This is a genomic window from Rhodococcus sp. UNC23MFCrub1.1, assembly GCF_000686025.1.
Taxonomy (GTDB): Bacteria; Actinomycetota; Actinomycetes; order Mycobacteriales; family Mycobacteriaceae; genus Rhodococcoides.
Window position 1 is genome coordinate 79,189 of the sequence record NZ_JMLQ01000007.1, and the last position, 20,448, is coordinate 99,636.

General features: G+C 69.3%; 25 protein-coding genes and 1 riboswitch. Of the genes, 10 read left to right on the forward strand and 15 right to left on the reverse strand.

Annotated features, from left to right (window positions below):
• Positions 1-226: 226 nt before the first annotated feature.
• Positions 227-889, forward strand: coding sequence for a hypothetical protein (locus BR07_RS0116690; protein ID WP_027506407.1), 663 nt, complete (start codon positions 227-229; stop codon positions 887-889).
• On the opposite strand, the gene BR07_RS25145 is transcribed toward BR07_RS0116690, so the two are convergent.
• From BR07_RS25145 to BR07_RS0116730, 8 genes are all read right to left on the reverse strand, one after another.
• The gene (locus BR07_RS25145) at positions 886-1,728 is read right to left on the reverse strand and encodes an energy-coupling factor ABC transporter ATP-binding protein (protein WP_037186296.1); all 843 of its coding nucleotides are present in this window, start codon (positions 1,726-1,728) and stop codon (positions 886-888) included. The two genes, BR07_RS0116690 and BR07_RS25145, sit on opposite strands and share 4 nt — an antisense overlap.
• Positions 1,725-2,480, reverse strand: a complete 756-nt coding sequence (gene cbiQ / locus BR07_RS0116700) for a cobalt ECF transporter T component CbiQ (protein ID WP_027506408.1) — start codon at positions 2,478-2,480, stop codon at positions 1,725-1,727. Before cbiQ ends, BR07_RS25145 begins: the two co-directional genes overlap by 4 nt.
• Positions 2,481-2,807: an energy-coupling factor ABC transporter substrate-binding protein gene (locus BR07_RS0116705; protein WP_027506409.1), complete on the reverse strand. Its 327-nt coding sequence runs from the start codon at positions 2,805-2,807 to the stop codon at positions 2,481-2,483.
• On the reverse strand, positions 2,800-3,483 hold the full coding sequence (locus tag BR07_RS0116710; protein WP_027506410.1) for an energy-coupling factor ABC transporter permease: 684 nt from the start codon (positions 3,481-3,483) through the stop codon (positions 2,800-2,802). The genes BR07_RS0116705 and BR07_RS0116710 overlap by 8 nt, the downstream gene beginning before the upstream one ends.
• Position 3,484: 1 nt before the next feature.
• Positions 3,485-3,631: riboswitch (adenosylcobalamin (AdoCbl) riboswitch) on the reverse strand.
• A gap of 57 nt (positions 3,632-3,688) precedes the next feature.
• Positions 3,689-4,603, reverse strand: a complete 915-nt coding sequence (locus BR07_RS0116715) for a cation diffusion facilitator family transporter (RefSeq protein ID WP_027506411.1) — start codon at positions 4,601-4,603, stop codon at positions 3,689-3,691.
• A gap of 129 nt (positions 4,604-4,732) precedes the next feature.
• The gene (locus BR07_RS25150; protein ID WP_051613507.1) at positions 4,733-5,605 is read right to left on the reverse strand and encodes a type IV toxin-antitoxin system AbiEi family antitoxin domain-containing protein; all 873 of its coding nucleotides are present in this window, start codon (positions 5,603-5,605) and stop codon (positions 4,733-4,735) included.
• A gap of 153 nt (positions 5,606-5,758) precedes the next feature.
• Positions 5,759-6,931: an FUSC family protein gene (locus BR07_RS0116725; RefSeq protein ID WP_081821364.1), complete on the reverse strand. Its 1,173-nt coding sequence runs from the start codon at positions 6,929-6,931 to the stop codon at positions 5,759-5,761.
• 10 nt (positions 6,932-6,941) lie between these two features.
• Positions 6,942-7,358 (reverse strand): DUF3151 domain-containing protein, encoded by a 417-nt coding sequence (locus tag BR07_RS0116730; protein ID WP_027506413.1) that lies wholly within the window; start codon positions 7,356-7,358, stop codon positions 6,942-6,944.
• Positions 7,359-7,415: 57 nt separating this feature from the next.
• Between BR07_RS0116730 and BR07_RS0116735 the strand changes: the two genes are divergently transcribed.
• Positions 7,416-7,943, forward strand: a complete 528-nt coding sequence (locus BR07_RS0116735) for an Rv0361 family membrane protein (protein ID WP_027506414.1) — start codon at positions 7,416-7,418, stop codon at positions 7,941-7,943.
• Between the two features lie 9 nt (positions 7,944-7,952).
• Here BR07_RS0116735 and fbaA read toward each other — a convergent pair whose 3' ends face one another.
• Positions 7,953-8,993: a class II fructose-bisphosphate aldolase gene (fbaA, locus tag BR07_RS0116740; RefSeq protein WP_027506415.1), complete on the reverse strand. Its 1,041-nt coding sequence runs from the start codon at positions 8,991-8,993 to the stop codon at positions 7,953-7,955.
• A gap of 191 nt (positions 8,994-9,184) precedes the next feature.
• Between fbaA and BR07_RS25155 the strand changes: the two genes are divergently transcribed.
• Both BR07_RS25155 and BR07_RS0116750 read left to right on the forward strand, forming a co-directional pair.
• Entirely contained in the window at positions 9,185-10,018 is an 834-nt protein-coding gene (locus BR07_RS25155; RefSeq protein ID WP_231476412.1) for a DedA family protein, read from the forward strand.
• Positions 10,019-10,033: 15 nt separating this feature from the next.
• Complete coding sequence (locus BR07_RS0116750; RefSeq protein WP_051613508.1) at positions 10,034-10,711, forward strand: DedA family protein; 678 nt, start codon at positions 10,034-10,036, stop codon at positions 10,709-10,711.
• 10 nt (positions 10,712-10,721) lie between these two features.
• Here the strand turns inward: BR07_RS0116750 and BR07_RS0116755 are convergent, their stop codons facing one another.
• The 3 genes from BR07_RS0116755 to BR07_RS0116765 are packed head-to-tail and all read right to left on the reverse strand — an operon-like array spanning position 10,722 to position 13,331.
• Positions 10,722-11,819 (reverse strand): glycoside hydrolase family 76 protein, encoded by a 1,098-nt coding sequence (locus BR07_RS0116755; protein ID WP_027506417.1) that lies wholly within the window; start codon positions 11,817-11,819, stop codon positions 10,722-10,724.
• 47 nt (positions 11,820-11,866) lie between these two features.
• Complete coding sequence (locus BR07_RS0116760) at positions 11,867-12,541, reverse strand: TrmH family RNA methyltransferase (protein ID WP_027506418.1); 675 nt, start codon at positions 12,539-12,541, stop codon at positions 11,867-11,869.
• 1 nt (position 12,542) lies between these two features.
• Positions 12,543-13,331, reverse strand: a complete 789-nt coding sequence (locus BR07_RS0116765) for an SDR family oxidoreductase (protein WP_027506419.1) — start codon at positions 13,329-13,331, stop codon at positions 12,543-12,545.
• Positions 13,332-13,441: 110 nt separating this feature from the next.
• On the opposite strand from BR07_RS0116765, the gene BR07_RS0116770 reads away from it, so the two are divergent.
• Together BR07_RS0116770 and BR07_RS0116775 are read left to right on the forward strand one after the other, a co-directional pair.
• The gene (locus BR07_RS0116770) at positions 13,442-13,852 is read left to right on the forward strand and encodes a hypothetical protein (RefSeq protein ID WP_027506420.1); all 411 of its coding nucleotides are present in this window, start codon (positions 13,442-13,444) and stop codon (positions 13,850-13,852) included.
• Positions 13,849-14,355 (forward strand): methylated-DNA--[protein]-cysteine S-methyltransferase, encoded by a 507-nt coding sequence (locus tag BR07_RS0116775; RefSeq protein ID WP_027506421.1) that lies wholly within the window; start codon positions 13,849-13,851, stop codon positions 14,353-14,355. The genes BR07_RS0116770 and BR07_RS0116775 overlap by 4 nt, the downstream gene beginning before the upstream one ends.
• On the opposite strand, the gene BR07_RS25160 is transcribed toward BR07_RS0116775, so the two are convergent.
• Positions 14,276-14,974 (reverse strand): lysoplasmalogenase, encoded by a 699-nt coding sequence (locus BR07_RS25160; protein ID WP_051613509.1) that lies wholly within the window; start codon positions 14,972-14,974, stop codon positions 14,276-14,278. The genes BR07_RS0116775 and BR07_RS25160 overlap by 80 nt on opposite strands.
• A gap of 76 nt (positions 14,975-15,050) precedes the next feature.
• On the opposite strand from BR07_RS25160, the gene BR07_RS0116785 reads away from it, so the two are divergent.
• The 4 genes from BR07_RS0116785 (at position 15,051) to thiD (ending at position 19,280) form a co-directional block, all read left to right on the forward strand.
• On the forward strand, positions 15,051-15,497 hold the full coding sequence (locus BR07_RS0116785) for a MarR family winged helix-turn-helix transcriptional regulator (RefSeq protein WP_027506422.1): 447 nt from the start codon (positions 15,051-15,053) through the stop codon (positions 15,495-15,497).
• A complete protein-coding gene (locus BR07_RS0116790; protein WP_081821365.1) occupies positions 15,494-16,735 on the forward strand; it encodes an MFS transporter in 1,242 nt (413 codons plus the stop codon). Before BR07_RS0116785 ends, BR07_RS0116790 begins: the two co-directional genes overlap by 4 nt.
• Positions 16,736-16,940: 205 nt before the next feature.
• Positions 16,941-18,416, forward strand: a complete 1,476-nt coding sequence (locus tag BR07_RS26330; protein ID WP_051613510.1) for a hypothetical protein — start codon at positions 16,941-16,943, stop codon at positions 18,414-18,416.
• A gap of 75 nt (positions 18,417-18,491) precedes the next feature.
• Complete coding sequence (thiD, locus tag BR07_RS0116800) at positions 18,492-19,280, forward strand: bifunctional hydroxymethylpyrimidine kinase/phosphomethylpyrimidine kinase (protein ID WP_027506424.1); 789 nt, start codon at positions 18,492-18,494, stop codon at positions 19,278-19,280.
• 3 nt (positions 19,281-19,283) lie between these two features.
• Here thiD and pyrE read toward each other — a convergent pair whose 3' ends face one another.
• Complete coding sequence (gene pyrE / locus BR07_RS0116805) at positions 19,284-19,820, reverse strand: orotate phosphoribosyltransferase (RefSeq protein ID WP_037186299.1); 537 nt, start codon at positions 19,818-19,820, stop codon at positions 19,284-19,286.
• 24 nt (positions 19,821-19,844) lie between these two features.
• Entirely contained in the window at positions 19,845-20,411 is a 567-nt protein-coding gene (locus BR07_RS25170) for a hypothetical protein (protein WP_155957081.1), read from the reverse strand.
• Positions 20,412-20,448: the final 37 nt, after the last annotated feature.

The following is a 20,448-nucleotide window of genomic DNA, read 5'->3' on the forward strand; positions in this document are numbered from 1 at the left end:
TCGTGACGTGCGGAACGCGCACCGACCATGACCGGTGACACAGTGTACCGCCCGAGACGACACGTGCCGCTCACAGCCGACCGCACACCGTACTGCCTGGTCTTCTGTCGCGGCGGCACGGTCAAAGCGACGCGAAATCGAGACCGGGCAAGCGCCTTCCCGGGGTCCACGACGACCGTGTCCTGATTAGGGTGGGGCAGACCCGTCCGGCTGAGAAGGAATTCGCGTGACTCCGTTCGTCTTGCAGTGCGGCAGGCCCTTGCTGCCCATCGCGCTGTCCTCGCTACCGCTCACCGCGGTACCCGAGGTGCCGTCGAAGGAGGAGTGCGACGCCCTGCTCGCCGAACTCGACGCGGTACACGACCCCCGGCTGATCGTGCTCGGCACCGACGCCTCGCTCGCCGCCGTCCTCACCCGGTTGATGCGGCGCGACCGACTCGACATCGAGCTCGCCTACGTCGCCGAGACCGCCAGCGAGGCCAGCCACCTCTTCCGCGTCGGCACCGGATCGCGCGCCGCCAAGGTCGCGCTGTCCGGCACCGCCTCCCCCACTCCCCTCATCCGTGACGACGCCGGATCGGCTGTCGTCGGACTCGCCACCGTCTCGGGGCCGTCGGGCCACCTCGTCGGCGAGGCCTACGTCGACGACACCAAGCTCTTCTCCGGTGAGGTGCCGGGCATCGAGGTCACCCCGACGCTCGAGATGCCGGGACTCCGAGCTCGGGTGCAGGGCAAGCGCGGACTGTTCCGCCGCCGCTGGATCACCGGCCGGGCGATGCAACTCGGAGCCACGGCGGCGCGTCTGACGAAGGACGGCATCGACATCCCCCGCGAGACCACCCGGTCCACCATCTACCGCCACGACAAGCAGTGGTTGCTCGTACGTTAGCGCCGACTGATACTGCTGCTCAGCATCTTTCGTAGTTCTTCGGCGTCCCGTGGTCGCGATCCCGGTTCGAGCATGCCGTCCCGGACGAGGTCCGCTGCGAGCGCCAACGGCCACGGTGTCCGCAACCTGGCCCGTCCCAGCAGGTCGATGTCCGACAGCAACGTCACCGGATCCCCCTGCACCACAGCGCCGTCCACGACCACGGCGACCGAGTGCGACCACTCCAGCGCCAGGGCCACGTCGTGTGTCGACAGCACCACGGTCGTGTGGTGATTCTCCAGGCGGTGCAGCGCAGCGAACATCTCGTCGACGCCCTGCGGATCGAGCCCGGCCGTCGGTTCGTCGAGCAACAGGATGCACGGCCGCATGGCCACGGCGCCGGCCGTCGCGACGCGCTTGCGCTCACCGTAGGACAGCTGGTGCGTCGGCCGGGACCGCAGATGGTCGATGCCCATCACCTCGAGCGCCGCCTCCGTGCGCTCGCGCACCTCGTCGGGCCCCAGGCCGAGGTTCACCGGACCGTAGGCGACGTCTCGGTACACGTCGACCGAGAACAACTGATCGTCCGGATCCTGCAGCACCAGTTGGACTTCCTGGCGATGTGCCCGCAGGCCCGACCGGCTGTGGCGCAGTGCGACGTCGTCGATCTCCACCCGTCCGCCATCGGGAACGATCGCTCCGGACAGGCACCGCAGCAGGGTCGTCTTGCCCGAGCCGTTGGCGCCCAGGAGCGCCACCCTCGCCGCGGCGGGAACGCTCAGGCTCGCGCCGGCCAACACCGGCGGCCCGCCCTGATACCGCACCTCGAGGTCGCGGGCGGTGAGAGTGCGGTGGCTCATGCGCGATGTCCCAGCAGGGACAGCGCCACTACGGCTCCCAGCACCGCCACGACGGTCACCAGGAAGCTCGGCGAACTGCGCTGCCGGTCGACCGGATCCGCCGAGACCGCGTCGCCGAACTCGCGACCCGCCAGCCCCGCCTCGAGCCGCGAGGCCCGGTCCCACGACTTGATCAGCACAGCGGCCGTCAGCAGACCCGCGGAATGCAGTGACCGGCGCGGCGACGAGTAGCCGAGGCGGGCGGTCTGCGACTGGCGGATCGTGCGTACCGACGACAGCAGCACGAACAGGAAGCGGTACATCACGGCGGCGACGTCGATGCATGCCTGCGGTACCCGCAGCCGTCGTAGCCCGGTCAGGATGTCGATCATCGGTGTCGTGACGGCCAACAGGAGCACGGCCGATGTCCCGGCGATCGCGTGACCGGACACCTCCAGCGCTCGTCGCGCGCTGTCGGCAGTGACCCCGACACTCCAGTCCGGCGTGGCGGTCACCGTGACGGCGACCGAGACGGCGCCGAGGGCGATGAACGCAGCCGGCGCGGTGAGCGCACGCAGCACCGGCCGGAGCGGTGTGCGGGCAGCCCCGACGGCCGCACCGAGCGCGACCACCGTGACGATCAGCGCGCCCGGCCACGGCGGGAGCAGCAGCGCGCACAGCACGAGGCCCAGCGACAGGGCCGCCTTGTCCCCCACCGCGCGCGTGCGCCACGGACTGGCCCAGGCCGCGTCGTCGACCGCGAGACCCTGCACCTACGTCCGTTCGAGTTCGGTGCGGAGCGCGTCGAGCTTGCGCCGACCGCGCAGCGCCGCCAGCACGTACCCGAGGACGAGCCCACCCAGCGCGGCCTGCAGCGCGAAGAGACCCGACTCCACCTCGCCCGACGTCGGCGAGAACACCGACTCGAACCACGGCACGTAGTCCGGGTGGTCCTCCTCGATCTGCGACGTGGCGGCCGAATCGGTACCGACGAACCGCTCCTCGTCGCCGCTGCGTCCCGCGTCGAGCATCAGCGCGGCGCCGACGATGAGGACGATCCCGAGGACGAGCAGCAGGTTGATCACGACGTTCCTACGCATCGACGGCACCCTTCTCGCGGCGGAGCACTCCGAGGTCCCGCAGCTCCGGCGTCGCCACGGTCCGCAGGACGCGGAACACCAGCACACCCAGCAGGCCCTCCGCGATGGCGAGCGGAATCTGGGTGACAGCGAAGATGGACAGGAACTTGGTGACGGCTCCGAGTACGCCGCTCTGCGGATCCGGGAACGCGAGCGCGATCTGCACCGACGTCGTGCAGTACGTCGACAGGTCGGCCAGCATCATCGCGAAGAACACCGACAGCGACAGACCACCGCCCAGCCGGCCGGTGACACGGAACGCGGCGTACCCCACCCACGGGCCGACGATCGCCATGGAGAACGCGTTGGCGCCCAGCGTCGTCAGGCCGCCGTGCGCGAGCAGCAACGCCTGGAAGAGCAACACCACCGTGCCGAGGAACGCCATGACCGGCGGCTTGAACAACACCGCCCCCAGCCCAGTTCCGGTGGGATGACTCGAGCTGCCCGTGACGGACGGCAGCTTGATGGCGGAGAGAACGAAGGTGAAGGCACCGGCAGCACCCAGCAGCAGACGGCTGCGGGGGTTCTCCCGGACCTGGACGACGACGGCGCGAGCGCCGTGAACGACGAACGGCGCCGCGGCGCACGTCCAGACTGCCGCGTGAACGGGTGGCAGAAAACCCTCGGCGATGTGCACGAGTGGAACTCCTCAGATTGCGCGTCCGATTCGAGTCTCACGTGCCGGATCGGCGATCTGACTCACGGACGACGAAGCCCGCTCACAGTGGCGCGACCGTTCCGGATTCTCACCGGATTCCCCTCGCCAGCACGTCGCAGGTACTGACCTGCCGTGTCATGGTCGCACAGGTGTTCCGATGCCTGTCACCATCCCGGCCGGCCTGCTACCAGGTGAGCTCGTCGCGGCAGGTGGCACCGTGCACCGCGGGCTCGACCTGCACGGTGGCGTGGTCCAGGCCGTAGGCCGAGAGCACTTCCTTCCCGCGGGCCAGCATCACCGATCCGGAACCGTCCGACGTGATGTGCACCGTGGCGACGTCCATGCCGGTGGTGAGGGTCCAGACGTGCAGGTCGTGGACGTCGACGACTCCGGGCAGCGCCCGCAGATCGGCCTCGAGCGCACCGATGTCCACCGACGACGGGCTGGCCTGCGTGAGGATGCGCAACGACTGGCCGGCGAGCGAGAGTGCCCGCGGCACCACCCACAGCGAGATGGCGATACCCACGACGATGTCCGCCCACGTCCAGTCGAACGCCAGGAGCAGCACACCGGCGACGAGCACCCCGACGCTGCCCACGGTGTCCGCGAGCACCTCGAGATAGGCCCCGCGTACCGCGATGGAGTCCTTCGCGTCGGCGCGGATGAGCAGCATGACGACGATGTTGGCGACGAGTCCCGCGGCGGCCGTCAGCGCCATCGCGAGGCCCGGGATGTCCGGCTGGTCCCCGATGCGGCGGATCGCCTCGACGAAGATGAAGACCGCGACTCCGAGCAGCAGCACCGCGTTGGCGACAGCGGTGAGGACCTCGGCCCGGTGCCACCCGAATGTCCGTGCAGCGGAATTCGATCCACGCCGGGCCATCGTGAGTGCGACGAGGCCCATCGACATGCCGATGATGTCGGTGAGCATGTGCCCGGCATCGGCGAGCAGGCCCAGCGAGTTGATGATCAGGCCGACGGTCAGCTCGAGGGCGAAGAACGCGACGAGCACGAACCACGCGATCCCCATGCGTCGCAGCCGCCCGGTGCCGGCCTCACCAGCCGCCGGTGTGTGCGCATGTCCGTGCCCCGCTCCCATGATCGAGACCATACATGCGAATGTGTGCATATGGTGAGTCACGCTTCCCGCGGGGCTTCCGTACTCGAGGAGGGGTTGCAGCCTCCGCGGGAACACGGAACGGCTGCGGGAACCCAGAGACCTCCGGCGTCAGCGGAACGCGATGGCCATCCCGGCCGCGAGCAGACGCCGTAGCCGTTCGGGATGACGCAGGTCGTCCCACGTCCACCGCACCACATGGCAGCCGAGCGCGCGGAGGGCGTCCTCGCGCAGCTTCTCGTCGATCACCGACTGTGCTCCGCCGCGATACTTCATCAGCCCGTCGAACTCGCCCACCAGCCGACCGTCCCAGTCGAAATCGGTGCGGGCCACGATGCGACCACGATCGTCGAGGAAGCGATGCTGCAGCCTCGGCGAGGGAATCTCGGGCCACTGCATCATCAGGGCTCGGCTCCACGATTCGCCGATGCTCTCGGTGAGAGGGCTCGCGAGGTCCACCGCGCGGCGGGCGGTGGCGATGCCGCGACGGCGCCCGAGCCGTGCGAGGCACTCGTGCAGATCCGGCGCCTCCGTGCGGAGTGCGGACTCGACAGCGCACAGCGCACGATCGAGTCCCACCGTGCACGCGATGTCGAGCGCCGTCCGCGTCGGCGTCGTGACCTGCACACCGTCGACGGTGGTGACGTCCAGCAGGGACAGCGGCACCCGGTGCTCGGCGACCCTCCTCGTCGACGCACCACCTCCTCGACCGTCGACGCTCACGTGCACTCGGTCTCGGTCGGGAGCGAGAAGGGGGAGCCGATGCAGCGCCGCCGCGGACTCGTGACTGGCGACGGCCACCGCGGTGCGTCCCGCCATGACTCCGAGCACGCGCAGGCGGTAGCGCTCGTCTGGTGATGCCGACGCCCACTCCGAGCCGGGGCCGTAGGAGCCGCGGCTCACGCGGACCAGTTCGCCGCGCCTCACCAGACCGCGCAGCGCCGCATCGGTCACGTCACCGGTCGCGCGGCGGTGCAGGTCCATGGCGGTGAGTGTCGATCACGCGCGGACGGGGACACGCCTTCCTGGCGCCCGCCTGTGGAGCACCCTCGTCCTGTGTACCGGCAGCTCCCGCAGGGGTTCCGTACTCGGGGAGGGGTTGCAGCGTCCGCGGGAACACGGAACGGCAGCGGGAACCTAGTAATCGAGCTCCGGCGGCACGGCGGGGTGGTCGACGGTCGGGGGCAGGGTCGCCAGCGCGGAGATACGCGAGAGCCCCGCCACCTGGAGCAGGTCGACGACGATGGACCGGATCTGCGCGAGCACCACCACCGCGGACAGGCCGGCGTCCTGCATGAGCTCCGCCTTCGCACCGACCGCCACGTGCCGGAGAACCCGCGCTGCCTCTGCTTGGTCGGGTTGCTCGCCGGGATCAGCGAGCATCATCTTCCGCACCACCTCGGTGGCCTGCGCGAGCTTCTCGACGAGGTCGACCAGTCGGGGGTCGAGAATTTCGTCGTCGCGCACCAGGGACAGGGAGCGCCTGGCGAGAACCCGGATGTTGCGCACCGCGTTGTCCAGCGGATCAGCCGTCGCTGCCAGCTCGGCCAGGCGCTGCTTGCTGTTCCAGTACAGCGGGGAGATGCGGCTGATCTCGCGCCCGCCCTTGAGATCGGTGCGCATCGCGTCGATGGCCGGTTGTGTGGCGCGCGCAGCCTTCAGCGCCTTGGCGATCGGTTCCGCGTCGTTGGCCAGGAGACCGTCCGCGACGAGTTGCAGTACCCGGCCCGACGTGGCGATGACGGTGGCCGCGTCCTTGCGTGCGCGGCGCACGGGGTGCGTCGGCACGACGGCGACGACGGCGAGTCCCACCAGACCGCCGATCAACGCGTCGACCATGCGGTTGAGTCCGCCGGCGTTGCCCGGCGGGATGAGCGTCGCCACCAGCACGGCCGACGATCCCGCCTGCATCGCGATGATGGCGCCGCTGTCGAGGAAGACGGCGGTCGACATCGCGAGCGCGACGACCAGGGCGATCTGCCACGGGCCGGTCCCGATGAGGGCGATGATCGCGTCACCGACACCGATACCGACCGTGACGCCGACGACGAGTTCGGCCGAGCGTCGCATCCGCGCCCCGAGGGACACACCGAGCGAGACGACGGCCGCGATCGGTGCGAAGAAGGGCGTGACGTGCCCGACGACGTCCGTCGCCACGAACCACGCGATGCCCGCGGCGAGCGCGCACTGGATGATCGGCAACCCGGAGACACTCAGTCGCCGCAGCGAGGCGTCGATCCGCGCGGAGCCGCGGGTGCGCAGGCCGAGATGCGGGGCCGTGAATCGTGGGTAGCTCCCGAATCGGCCCATCAAGCTGGTGCTAGCCGACGCCGAGTTCGTCCGCGGCGCGCGGATCGCAGTCCTCGAGCAGGTCGAGGCAGCGGGCGTACTCGTCCGTCTCCCCGATCGACTGCGCGGCGCGGGCCAGGACGGCCACGCAGCGCAGGAAGCCGCGGTTGGGCTCGTGGCTGTACGGCACAGGTCCGAAGCCCTTCCAGCCGTTGCGACGCAGCTGGTCGAGCCCGCGGTGGTAGCCGGTGCGTGCGTAGGCGTACGCGGTGATGGTGCGGCCGTCGGACAGGGCGGCCTCGGCGAGGTAGGCCCACGCGATCGACGCGGTGGGGTGCGCCGCGGCCACCTCCTCGGGGGCCGTGTGGTTCAGCAGAGCGGACTCGGCCTCGTCGTCGCCGGGCAGCAGGGTGGGCTGGGGACCGAGGAGATCACCGAAGGAAGTCATGACGACAGTCTCCCACGGAGCGCGCGGGAGACGTCGGGCGCTGGATAAGGTGCACGCGTGTCCCCGGATAACTCGCGCCCCGCCGCACCGCGCCGCATCGAACCCAGCGCCGCACCGAAGAAGGTGTCGACGCGCTCCGGTGGACGGCGGCGCGGACCGTGGATCGCGGCGGCCCTCGTGGCCCTGCTGGCGATCGCGGGTGTCGTGGCGTTCGCACTGCTGCGGGGCGGCACGAGCGTCACGGGTCCGAGCAACGACGAGAAGATCCGCACCTCGATCGACACCTTCACCGCGGCGTTGCGTGACGGCGACCTGACCGCTCTGCGCGGCGTCACGTGCGGCGCGCTGGCGTCCTTCTACGGCGGCATCTCCGAGGCCGACTTCGCCGCGACGCACGACGCCGCCGTCGCATCCGGAACGGTGCCGGTGGTCCAGAGCGTCGACACCATTCAGATCACCGAAGCGGAACCGCCGGATCAGACGACGGCGATCGCACAGGTCACCGCGCGCACCGAGGGCGCGGAGCCCTCGGCGCGCACGTTCGACCTCGCGCTGGACGGCGAGACCTGGAAGGTCTGCGCCTGACCGCGCTCGTCAGCCCGCTGACACACTCCGACCGGCGGACTTCAGGTCGTTGCACGCCTCGACGACGCGCGCCGTCATACCGGCCTCGGCCTTCTTGAGGTAGCTGCGCGGGTCGTAGGCCTTCTTGTTGCCCACCTCGCCGTCGACCTTCAGCACGCCGTCGTAGTTGCTGAAGAAGTGGCCGGCGATGGGCCGACTGAACGCGTACTGGGTGTCGGTGTCGACGTTCATCTTCACGACGCCGTACTCGAGGGCCTCCTCGATCTCGCTCTTGGCCGAGCCCGAGCCGCCGTGGAAGACGAAGTCGAAGGGCTTGGAGCCGGCAGCGAGTCCGAGCTTCTCGGTGGCGACGCGCTGGCCGTCCGCGAGCACCGACGGCTTGAGCTTGACGTTGCCCGGCTTGTAGACGCCGTGGACGTTGCCGAACGTCGCGGCCAACAGGTAGCGCGATCCGGCATCGCCGGCACCGAGCGCCTCGACCGTCTTCAGGAAGTCCTCGTTCGAGGTGTACAGCTTGTCGTTGATCTCCGCCTCGACGCCGTCCTCCTCGCCGCCGACCACGCCGATCTCGATCTCCAGGATGATGCGCGCCGCGGCGGCCCGGGCCAGCAGATCCTTGGCGATCTCGAGGTTCTCGTCGATCGGCACCGCGGAGCCGTCCCACATGTGCGACTGGAAGAGGGGGTTCTTCCCGGCGTCGACGCGCTCCTGCGACACCGCGAGGAGCGGACGCACGTAGGTGTCCAGCTTGTCCTTGGGGCAGTGGTCGGTGTGCAGCGCGATGGTGACGTCGTACTTCGCGGCGACGACGTGGGCGAACTCGGCGAGCGCGACGGCGCCGGTGACCATGTCCTTCACACCGAGGCCGGACGCGAACTCCGCGCCACCGGTGGAGAACTGGATGATGCCGTCACTGCCCGCGTCGGCGAAGCCCTTGATGGCCGCGTTGACGGACTCGGATCCCACGCAGTTGATGGCGGGAAAAGCGAACTTGTGTTCCTTGGCGCGGCCGAGCATCTCGGCGTACACCTCGGGAGTTGCGATCGGCACGAAGAAACCTCCACGGTGAGCGAACGGGGCACCCGATCAGGTGCGGTCACTAGCAGTATGTCAACCGAGGTGACACCGGTCGCGCCCTGCCCGATCTACTCGCCGGTAGTTGCTGAGAGTTGCTCGTGAGTTGTACTACCCGCCACTCGGCGTGCGGGTATCGGCTGCTCTCGCCGGTACTGTGGGCGCTTGTGACTACCGTGGCCGCCTCCGTGACCGACCTCGCCCTGCTGCCGGGGTTCCTCGATCCCGTCAACCTGCTGAACTCGTTCGGCACCTGGGTCCTGGTCGGTCTGCTGCTGGTGGTGTTCATCGAGTCGGGCCTGCTGTTCCCGCTGCTCCCGGGCGATTCGCTGCTGTTCACGGCCGGTCTGATCGCCGCGTCGAAGAGCGCGGAGATCGAGCCGTTCGCGCCGCTGTGGGTGCTGTTGGTGACCATTCCGATCGCCGCGGTGCTGGGTGATCAGGCGGGATATCTGATCGGCAAGAAGGCCGGCACGGGCCTGTTCACGGACGACGCCCGCTTCCTGAAGAAGCGCTACATCGACGAGTCGCACGCGTTCTTCGAGAAGCACGGTCCCATCACCATCTTCCTGGCGCGCTTCGTGCCCATCGTGCGTACGTTCGCGCCGGTCGTGGCCGGCGCCTCGGGCATGCGCTACCGCACGTTCATCACCTACAACGTCGTCGGCGGCATCGTCTGGGGCTCGGGCGTCACGCTGCTCGGCTACCTGCTGGGCCAGATCGCCGTCATCCGCGACAACGTCGACATCATCTTCCTGCTCATCGTCGCCGTGTCCGTCCTGCCCATCGCCTGGGAGGTCGGCAAGCGGATCGTCTCCTCGCGCCGCACCCCGCTCGGTGAGGCCGTCGACGCGTTCGACGGCAAGCTCGACGGCAAGGTCGAGCCGTCCAAGTGGTCCGAGCCGGCCCAGAGGTCGGACACTGCTCAGCGGTCGGAACCAGCTCAGTGGTCCGAGCCCGTCCAGCGCACCGAGCCCGCTCCGCGCGACTCGTCCTCGTAGATCGGTCCCCCGTTCATGCTTCTCGCCGGTAGCACCGTGCTCGCCGAAGGCGGCGCGATGGGATTCCTCGAATCGGCCGGGCCCACCCTGGTCTGGCTCATCGTGGTGTCCTTCGTGTTCCTCGAGTGCGCCGTCATCGTGGGCCTCTTCCTTCCCGGCGACTCGCTGCTGATCACCGCCGGCATCGGACTGGCCGCCCACGCCTCGGGCACCTCGCACGTGTGGGCGCTGTCCGCGGGCGCGTTCCTGGCCGCCATCGCCGGTAATCAGGTGGGGTACATGATCGGTAAACGCACCGGTCATCGCCTCGTGGCGCGCAAGAACGGCAAGTACGTCAACACCGCGAATCTGGAGAAGGTCAACCGACTTCTCGAGAAGCACGGCTTCTGGGCGGTGCTCGTCGCGCGCTGGATCCCGTGGGTGCGGACCCTGTGCCCGATGGTCGCCGGTGCCGGTGGGATGAACCACCGCCGCTACACCATCGCCAGCACGCTGGGTGCGCTCATCTGGGCACCCGTGCTGCTGCTGATCGGGTTCTACTTCGGAGCGGTGCTCGACAAGGTGTCGTGGCTGTTCCCCACCGTGCTCACGCTGATGATCGTCTCGATCGTGGTCGGCACCATCTTCGGTCTGTACCAGTACCGCAAGGAGATGAAGAAGCCGGTGGAGACCACCGAAGTGCACGATCTCTGACGGCTGACGTTCAGCCGAGGCTGTGCGCCGCCTCCATCAACATCCAGCCGCCGAGCTGGACGGAGAAGTCGCGCTCCGGCACGGACGACGACGTGACGGTGCCGGCGCTGAACCGGGCGATCGACGCACCGAACGAGGGCAGCTTGGCGATGGCGGACCAATCGCTGCCGAACAGCGGCAGGCCCTCGATGGACAGGCAGTTGTCCCACGCGGCCTCCGCCGACGCCAGCACGATGTCGGCGGCGACCGAGCGCGCCTCGTGGTCCTCGTCGTCGTCTCCGGGCAACGACGTCGCCACCAGTGCGAGGTACCGGGCGAGGATCCCGTTGAACAGGCCGCCGTCCCCTCCCCCGCCGCCGATAATCACGCCGTCCTTCGTGAGGTGCTGCTGCACGGCGGCGACGAGTCGATGCACGCGCTCGCGGTGCTTGTCGTCACCGAGGCTGATCGCGAGTTCGGTCTCGGCGCCGAGCACGACACCCTGGCAGTAGGAGTAGATCGGCGACTCGACGCGGCCGTCGGCGTGGATGCCGTCGAGCACGAGATGGGTCGTCGGATCGACGAGAGTCGCGTCGATCCAGTCGGCCATGGCCTGGGCGCGCCACAGCTTGCCGGTCCGTGCGAGCAGCACCGCCGCCGGGCCGTTGGCCGGCACGTTGAAGAAGTCGCTCTTCCTGGACCAGCGGATACCGCCCCCGTGCGCCGGATCCCAGGCGTCGAACAGCTCCGACTCCAGGGCCGCGATCGCGGTGCGATTGTCGACGAGGTGCAGACGCTGCGCTCGCTCGAGGGACAGCCCCAGCCACGCCATGTCGTCGTAGTACGAGTTGGTCCAGCCGGTGAGGTTGCGCAGCCGGTGGGTGCGCGCGATCCGGGCCAGCCGTCGTCGGCGGCGCGCCGACGGCGCCCGCTCCTCGGCGTCGACCACACAGTCGATGAGGTGCGCCTGCCACCAGTAGTGCCAGCGGAAGAACAGCCGCTCCCGTCGGACCGGCGGCCACGCCACGACACCCAGAGCCGTCCCCGGCAGTCCCCACAGACGGCGGACGTGGCGAGAGAAGACGGCCTCCTCGGCGGCGTCCGCCCTGGAGGACCACGTGTCGTGCATGATTCGATCCTGCCAGTACCCCTCGGCTCGGGAGCCGTCGGGCACGGTCACCAGGCCAGGTCGGGATCCGCGTGCTGCCGGATCCAGGCGTGCATCGTGATCCCGGCTGCGACACCGGCATTGATACTGCGGGTGGAGCCGAACTGCGCGATGGACACCGTCATCGACGCGGCGGCGCGCGCGTCGTCGGTCACGCCCGGGCCCTCCTGACCGAAGAGCAGCAGCGCATTCCGCGGGAGAACGGCAGTCTCGAGCGGGACGGACCCGGGCACGTTGTCGACGGCCACCACCGTCAGGCCCGCCTCCGCCGCGTACGCCGTCAGCGCCTCGACGGTCTCGTGATGCTCGATGTGTTGGTAGCGATCGGTGACCATCGCACCGCGACGGTTCCAACGCCGACGCCCGACGATGTGCACCGCGGCGGCGCCGAACGCGTTGGCCGTGCGGACGACCGTCCCGATGTTGGCGTCGTGCGCGAAGTTCTCGATGGCCACGTGCATCGGATGCCGGCGCGTGTCCAGGTCCGCGACGATGGCCTCGCGCGTCCAGTACCGGTACGCGTCGACGACGTTGCGCCGATCCCCCTCGTCGAGGAGTTCCGGGTCGTAGCGGGGATCGGTGGGCCGAGGCCCGTCACGCTCGACGTCCCAGGCGGGTACGCCGCGCGGGTGCTCACCCCACTCGGTGGCACCCGCCTCGTCGCTGCGGTCGTTCTCGGTCAACTCAGGAATGGGACAGACGGCGGTTGACCTCGCGGGTCAGCCAGACCGGGGAGAACCGCGAGCCCATGGACAGTGCCTTGGACGGGAGCCCCACCGGGAAGTGCACCTTGTGGTAGATCCGCTTGGCGGGCTGCGTCGACTTGAAGATCGCGTCGGCGACGTCCTGCGCGGTCAGCTTGATGCCCAGCGAGCCGGTGGTGCCGGTCTGGATCCCCTTGGTCATGGCGGTCTGGACGAAGAGCGGCCACATGGCCTTCACGGCGATGTCGTGCTTGTGCCACTCGAGGTCGAGCGCCTCGGTGAGCCCGCGCACCGCGAACTTGGTCGCGCCGTACGTGGCGAGCTCGGGCTGGCCGTAGATGGCGGAGGCGGAGCACAGGTTCACCACCTGGGCGCCGCGCGTCTTCTTCAGGTACGGGAACGCTTCGAGCAGCCCGTTCAGCACGCCGCCGACGTTGATGTCGAACTGCTTGCGGTGCGTCTCGATGGCCTGCTCGGCGAACTGGCCCGCGATGAGGATGCCCGCGTTGTTGATGAGCACGTCGAGTCGCCCGCCCGCCGCCTCGTCGAACTCCTTCAGTCGCTCGGTGAACTGTGCGGTGTCGGTGACGTCGAGGATTCCCGTCGTCGACGTCGAGCCCTTCGCCGCGATCTCCTTCGCGAGAGAGGCCAGTCCCGTCTCGTCGATGTCGTACGCACCGACGTGGTACCCGGCGGCGGCGAACGTGAGTGCGGTGGCCCGCCCGATGCCGGCTGCTGCGCCGGTGATGAAGACAGTAGGTTGAGACATGTCTGAAGAGTAAAGGGTCGGGCTGAGCTGCAACAGAGCGGTGAGCCGAAAACTTACCGCCGAGTAGCTTCCGGCGTCCTCGGAGGCGCTCACGGGAGGGATCCGAGTCGATGGACCACGAGAGAGTGGGTCGGGCGGTGGCCGTGGTCACCGCCATCTACGTCGTCGTGCTGGCGGTCTGGGCGCTCGTGCTGCTCCCCAAGGCCCCGGACGGCACCGTTCCTTATCAGATCGCTGCGCTGGTCGCGGGCTTCGGCGCGGCACTGGGACTCGCGATGATGGCTGCCGGGCGCCCCACCGCCGACGAACGCCGCATGCGCGACCACGGGCTCGAGGGGTGGGCCGTCGTCGACGAGGTACGGGAGGTCGGAGCCGAGACGGAGGTCGACCTCACGATCACCGTGCCCGGGTCGGGGTCCTACCCGGGCACCGTCCGACGCACGGGGTCCGTCCGGTACGAGGTCGGCGCGACCGTTCCCGTCGTCGTCGATCCCGATGACCGGACGCGGATCCGGTTGTGACACCGACCGACTCGACCCGGCACCACACCGTTCTCGACACCCCGGTGGGTCCTCTCACCGTCGTGCGCACCGGGGCGGCGCTGTCGGGCGTCTACTTTCCCGGTCACCGTCCGGCACCGGCTCCCGGCCGGATCGGCACCGCCCGGGCGGACGGGTTCGACGAGATCCGCGATCAGTTGGCGGAGTACTTCGGCGGCCGGCGGCGCCGCTTCGATCTCGAGCTGGCCCCGGTGGGCACCGAATTCCAGAACGAGGTGTGGGCCGCGCTCCGCACTATCCCCTACGGCGAGACATGGACGTACTCCGCTCTGGCCGTCGCCGTCGGCCGGCCCACCTCGGTGCGAGCGGTGGCGTCGGCCAACGCCCGGAACCCGTTGTCGATCGTCGTGCCGTGCCACCGCGTCATCGGAATGTCCGGCAGCCTCACGGGTTTCGCTGGCGGCGTCGAGCGCAAACGCCTGCTGCTCGATCTCGAGTCGGGAACCCCGACGCTGTTCCCGTGAGGGAGTCGACGAGCGCGTACTGAGCGCCGATGTAGGTCGCGAGCACCGCGACCTCGAGGACGTCGCGCAGGCGCGCGTCGGCCGTGGTCCGCCGCACGAGCACCATACCGTCGGAGACGGTGAACAGCGTCGATCCGACGACGGCACGGGTGTCGCCGTCCGCACCGAGAACGGACATGGCACCGAGGGCGACGCCGTAGGCCATGGAGATCGGTGCAATGGTCGGGGCGCGTCTCGTGGCCAGCACGGCGCCGCTACCCCATCCCGCCGCTCGAAGCAGAGCATGGTGCGGCCGCACGCGAGAACCGTTGCGATGCAACAGCACCGACCAGCACCCCTGCATGACGGCGAACGACGACGCCCCCGCAGTGAACCGGCGATCGTCGTCCGGATCGATCATCGCGACGTCGCCGAGCGTCGCCGCCGAGAGCCCCGCAGCCAGCAGTGGCGAGCGGTGGGCGCCGGACCGCACCGCGAGAATCGGCATGAGGAGCGGCTTGCACACCGCCTGCACGACGGATCGATGCGTGGCGGCACCGACGATGGTGCCCGCCGCAGCGACGGCGTAGGCCAGGGCCGTGGCCCTGCGGACCAGCGTGGCGGACGACCCGGACGGCATGCGGACACCGTAACCGACCCCACACTGGATTTCGATAGTTAGCTTATGTAACGTTAAGGGAGTGCAGACCACGGCGATGCGAACCGACGAACTGCGGACACTGCTGTCCGAACTGGTCACCACGACCTCGCGTTTCACCCGGCTCGCGGCCTCGGTCGCGCCCGCGGAGCATCCCCGTACGTGGTCGCGCGCGCTCTCCCTGCTCGACGAGTACGGCGCGATCCGGATCAGCGAGTTCGCCCGCCTCGACCGATGCTCGCAACCCTCGGCGACGGCCCTGCTGCGCACGCTCCACGAGAACGGTCTCGTCGACCGCATGACGGATCCGACCGACTCCCGCGCAGTGGTCGTGTCGCTCTCGGACCGCGGGCGCACCTGGCTCGCCGACTCTCGTCGCGCCATCGGCGACGGACTGCTCCGCCACCTGGGCGAGCCCGATCCCGACCAACTCCGACGCATCGTCGAGGGCCTCGACGACCTGCGCTCGGTACTCAAGAACACAGCACGAAAGGAACACCCGTGACGACGATCGAGGAGAAGAAGGACGCGTCCCAGCCGAGCCTTCTGCAGCAACCGAAGGCCGTGTGGGCAGTGGCGTTCGCCAGTGTCATCGCCTTCATGGGGATCGGCCTCGTCGATCCCATTCTCAAGCCCATCGGCGAACAGTTGAACGCGACACCGTCGCAGGTGTCTCTCCTGTTCACGTCCTACATGCTGGTGACGGGCGTGGCGATGCTCGTCACGGGCGTCGTCTCGTCGCGCTTCGGCCCGAAGAAGACACTGCTGGCCGGTCTCGCGATCATCATCGTGTTCGCCGCGCTCGCAGGCTCGTCGAGCACCATCACCCAGATCGTCGGGTTCCGCGCCGGCTGGGGACTGGGCAATGCACTCTTCATCGCGACCGCCCTGGCGACGATCGTCGGCGCCGCGAGCGGTGGCGTCGCGCGGGCCATCATCCTGTACGAGGCCGCACTGGGCATCGGCATCGCCACCGGCCCGCTGGTCGGCGGCGTCCTGGGCAGCATCAGCTGGCGGGGCCCGTTCTTCGGCGTCGCCGTCCTGATGGCCGTGGCCGTCGTGCTGCTCGTCGTCATGCTGCCGGAGGGCGAGAAGCCCACGCACCGAACCTCTCTCGCGGACCCCTTCCGCGCACTGCGGCACCGCGGGCTGCTCACGGTCGGCATCACGGCACTGCTGTACAACTACGGATTCTTCACCCTGCTCGCCTACACGCCGTTCCCGCTCGACCTCGGCACCTACGCGATCGGCTTCATCTTCTTCGGCTGGGGACTCGCGCTCGCGGTGGCCTCGGTGTTCCTCGCACCGCGCCTGCAGCGCCGGTTCGGGACGCTGAACATGATGATGCTCGCGCTGCTCCTCTTCGCCGCCGACCTCGCCGCGATGGCTCTGTTCACGGAGAGCAAGCCGGTTCTGATCGTGTGCGTCGTCCTCGCCGGACTGTTCCTCGGCGTCAACAACACCCTCATCACCGAGACCGTCATGATCTCGGCGCCGGTCGAACGGTCGACCGCCTCGGCGGCCTACAGCTTCGTGCGGTTCGCCGGCGGCGCTGCCGCCCCGTACCTCGCCGGCAAGCTCGGAGAATCCAATGTGCACGTGCCGTTCTGGGTGGGCGCCGCCTGCACCTTCCTGGCCATCGGCGTTCTCGCGACCGGTCGGAAGGTCCTCGCACACGTCGACGACCACGACCCCGCTCCGCACAGCGTCGACGAGGCGGCAGCATTGACCGTGGGCGACTGACCAGGGAAAACCGAATCACACCAGTCACATTCACCGCATGAACACCATCTGCACCAAAGGTCACACTTCGATGACGAAGTAACTCTGAAGTAAAGGTCTAGGCGGACCGGAAGGTACGTTCTGTTCGGTCGGGGGACGCGTACACCATTCTTCACCGCTTCTCGGATACGGCAGGAATGCCGTCTTCGGTATCGAAAGGCCATTCATGTCGGACAAGTCCATCACCCGTGCCCGCAGGACGCGGCTCGCTGCAGCAGGCGCCGTGCTCGCCGTGTCGCTGGCTGTCGCCGCACCCGCCGTGGCCGTCGCCCAGCAGGATCAGCCGGACAGCTCGGAGAGCAGCGAGCCCTCCACGAGCACCACCACCGAGGCTCCCGCCACGTCGAGCACCGAGCAGGAACCCTCGGCGACGGATGCGCCACCGGTCACCACCGTGCCCACCACCGCTCCCCCGGCCCGGCCGCTGCCGCAGGTCACCGGTTCCGTCGTGGTCGACGACGAGGGCAACTCCTCCATCAAGGTCGACATCGACGCGAAGCTGACCGAGGACGAGAAGAAGGCACTGCAGGTGGCCAAGGACGCCACCAAGGCCGCCGTCGACGCCATCAAGAAGGCGCAGGCATTCCTCGACGACGCCATCGCCGCAGCGCAGGGCGGCGACGCCGCTGCCGAGGCCGAGGTCGACGAAGCGAAGGCCGAGCTCGAGGCATCCAAGGCCGAGGAATCGGCGTCGGTCGCCGAGCAGGAGAGCATCGTCGCCGCCGGTGTCGCCGCCAAGGCGCAGGAAGAGGCGGACGCCGCCAAGGCTGCAGCGGACGAGGAGAAGAGCAAGGCGGACGCCGCTCAGGCCGAGGCCGACGCTGCGAAGGACAAGGCCGACGAGCTCGAGGGCGACGCTGCCGCGGATCCGACCGAGGCAGAGGCCGCGCGTGCGGACGCCGATGCGAAGGCCGAGGCCGCAGCCGCCGCGCGCACCGCCGCGGAGGAGGCCACGAAGGCTGCCGAGGAGTCGTTGAAGGCCGTCGGTGACGCGTTCGCGACGCTCGACGCCGCCAAGGTCACCACGGCGATCCAGGCCGCGTACGCGAAGGCGTCGACGCTCTTCGCCGCTGTCGTCAAGGCAGCGACGACGCAGGTGGCCGCCACGGTCGCCGAGGAGAACGCGAAGCGGCTCGAAGCAGCCGGTGACGCCGAGGCGGCAGCAGCAGCCGAGGCCGCCGCAGCAGCGAAGGCCGAGGCCGAGGCAGCTGCGAAGGATGCCGCGGACAAGAAGGCCGCCGACGAGGCTGCCGCGGAGAACGCCGCCAAGGAGACCGTCACGGTCGAGGTCGGCGACGAGAAGAAGGAGGACGTCGAGGTCGCGACCATCGACTCCACCACGGTCGAGGTCACCGCCTCCGGAATCCGTCTCATCGGCTTCTACGTCGACGGCCCGACGCGCACGTTCAAGGTGGTCGACTACTTCACCGACGACGAGGAGGGCAACGTCATCGTCGCCGGCGAACTGCCGGAGATCGGTCTCGTGTCGTCCGAGTCGAGCCTCGCGGGGTCGGATCAGGCGAGTGCCTCGAACGACGAGGGCGGACTGCCCGTCGCCGCGATCGGCACCGGCGTGGCCGTCGTCGCCGTCGCGGGTGTCGGTGCGTTCGCACTCTCGCGTCGCAAGGGCACTCGCTCCTGACGACCGAGCGCGTGGGTGCGGGGGCTCTCTCGGCCCCGCACCCACGCGCTCTCGGCGTTTTGGGATGATGAAGACATGCCGACACTCGCCTACGTCATCGCCGGATCCGAAGCCACGGGAGGCGCCGGCCTGCAGGCCGACCTCAAGACGTTCGAGCGGCTCGGGGTCTACGGCGTCGGCACCATCACCTGCATCGTCTCGTTCGATCCGAAGGCCGGGTGGGGCCACCGTTTCGTCCCCATCGCGGGACCGGTGATCGCCGACCAGATCGAGGCGGCGACGGCTGCCCACTCACTGGACGTCGTGAAGATCGGCATGCTCGGCACACCCGAGACCGTTGCCACCGTCGCCGAGTCGCTCCGTCAGCAGCCGTGGCGACACGTCGTCGTGGATCCCGTCCTCATCTGCAAGGGCCAGGAGCCGGGCGCGGCGCTGGACACGGACAACGCCCTGCGCGCCGAGATCCTCCCGCTCGCGACCGTCGTCACGCCCAATCTCTTCGAGGCGCAGACCTTGTCGGGAATGGACTCGATCGAGTCCGTCGCCGATCTGTCGGAGGCCGCCCGCCGCATCGCGGACCTCGGACCGCGCTACGTGGTGGTCAAGGGCGGCGCGGGTCTGCCCGGCGACGAGGCCGTCGACGTCCTGTTCGACGGCACCGACGTCTCGGTGTTCCGTGCGCCGAAGATCGGCGAGGAGCGCGTCTCCGGAGCCGGCTGCATCTTCGCCGCCGCCATCACCGCCGAGCTGGCGAAGGGTTCCTCTGTCCAGGACGCGGTGGCCACGGCCAAGGACTTTGCGCACGCCGGCATCGTCGGCCGCGTGACGACGAACGCGCCCTTCACCGCCGTCGGCTGGCAGTAGAGCTCAGAGGTTCAGGTCGCCCAGACCGAGGAGGGACCGGTACTCGAGACCCTCGGCCGCGATGACCGCGTCGGCGCCGGTGGCGCGGTCCACCACCGTAGCGACGCCCACCACGACGGCACCGGCGTCACGCAGAGCCGCGACGGCCGTGAGCGGGGAGTTGCCGGTGGTGGTGGTGTCCTCGACGACCAGGACCCGTTTGCCCACGATGTCCGGGCCCTCGATCTGGCGCTGCATGCCGTGGGCCTTGGCCGCCTTGCGGACGACGAACGCGTCGATGGGACGGCCAGGCGCGTGCATCACCGCCAACGCGACGGGGTCGGCACCCATGGTGAGTCCGCCCACGGCGTCGAAATCCCAGTCCGACACCAGTTCTCGCATGAGCTGCCCGATGAGGGCACCGGCGCGGTGGTGCAGCGTCGCACGGCGCAGGTCGACGTAGTAGTCGGCTTCCGTGCCCGACGACAGCGTCACCTTCCCGTGCACGACGGCCAACTCGCGGACCAGTTCTGCCAGTTCGGACTTCTCGGTAGCTGCCACGAGCAGTGAATCTATCGGGTGCGCTCAGGCGGCGTGCTGCGGCGCCCGCAACCACGCCGTGTCGGCGTCCGCGGTCTCGGCGAACGCCTCGGGTGCCCGGACGCCCAACAGCCGGACGACGGGTCCGGACAACGGCGAGTCGGCGAGCGAGGCCAACGACGAGGCCTGCGTGTTGTACACGCGGACGGCCCCGGCGACGCGATGCTCGATGCGATCGAGTTCCGTTGCGGGCGAACTGAAGTCCCACCCGAGAGGCCCACTGGCCCGACCGTCGAAGAGCACCTCGTGCAGCGCGACCGACAGCGCGTTCTCGGCGCCGGCCCGGGCGCCGAGCTCGGCGCGCCGATCCCGCATCATGGCCGACAGCGACCGCGCTCCGACGAGTTGGTTCACGGCGGCGCGGTCGAGATCTGCGTCGACGGCAGCGCGCACGAGATCGGGGATCACGGCCCGTCGTCGATCGAGCTCGATCTCGAGCAGGTTCAGTCCGGCAGCGACGGAGTCGGCCGACCGACGTGTCCGCCGGACGACCGACACGATCCAGCCGATACCGATGATCATCACGAACGCCACCAGGGCCACAACAGTCACACCAGAAACATAGCGCCGTCGAGTATGAACGTCGACC

Bases quoted from the DNA above. Each gene is read 5' to 3' on its own strand.
- BR07_RS0116770 (WP_027506420.1), top strand. From the start codon at position 13,442: ATGGACCACGAGAGAGTGGGTCGGGCGGTGGCCGTGGTCACCGCCATC.
- BR07_RS0116755 (WP_027506417.1), bottom strand. From the start codon at position 11,819: ATGCACGACACGTGGTCCTCCAGGGCGGACGCCGCCGAGGAGGCCGTC.
- BR07_RS0116765 (WP_027506419.1), bottom strand. From the start codon at position 13,331: ATGTCTCAACCTACTGTCTTCATCACCGGCGCAGCAGCCGGCATCGGG.
- BR07_RS0116725 (WP_081821364.1), bottom strand. From the start codon at position 6,931: ATGGGCCGATTCGGGAGCTACCCACGATTCACGGCCCCGCATCTCGGC.
- BR07_RS0116715 (WP_027506411.1), bottom strand. From the start codon at position 4,603: ATGGGAGCGGGGCACGGACATGCGCACACACCGGCGGCTGGTGAGGCC.
- BR07_RS0116785 (WP_027506422.1), top strand. From the start codon at position 15,051: ATGCGAACCGACGAACTGCGGACACTGCTGTCCGAACTGGTCACCACG.
- BR07_RS0116730 (WP_027506413.1), bottom strand. From the start codon at position 7,358: ATGACTTCCTTCGGTGATCTCCTCGGTCCCCAGCCCACCCTGCTGCCC.
- BR07_RS0116750 (WP_051613508.1), top strand. From the start codon at position 10,034: ATGCTTCTCGCCGGTAGCACCGTGCTCGCCGAAGGCGGCGCGATGGGA.
- BR07_RS26330 (WP_051613510.1), top strand. From the start codon at position 16,941: ATGTCGGACAAGTCCATCACCCGTGCCCGCAGGACGCGGCTCGCTGCA.
- BR07_RS25145 (WP_037186296.1), bottom strand. From the start codon at position 1,728: ATGAGCCACCGCACTCTCACCGCCCGCGACCTCGAGGTGCGGTATCAG.
- thiD (WP_027506424.1), top strand. From the start codon at position 18,492: ATGCCGACACTCGCCTACGTCATCGCCGGATCCGAAGCCACGGGAGGC.
- BR07_RS0116705 (WP_027506409.1), bottom strand. From the start codon at position 2,807: ATGCGTAGGAACGTCGTGATCAACCTGCTGCTCGTCCTCGGGATCGTC.
- BR07_RS25150 (WP_051613507.1), bottom strand. From the start codon at position 5,605: ATGGACCTGCACCGCCGCGCGACCGGTGACGTGACCGATGCGGCGCTG.
- BR07_RS25160 (WP_051613509.1), bottom strand. From the start codon at position 14,974: ATGCCGTCCGGGTCGTCCGCCACGCTGGTCCGCAGGGCCACGGCCCTG.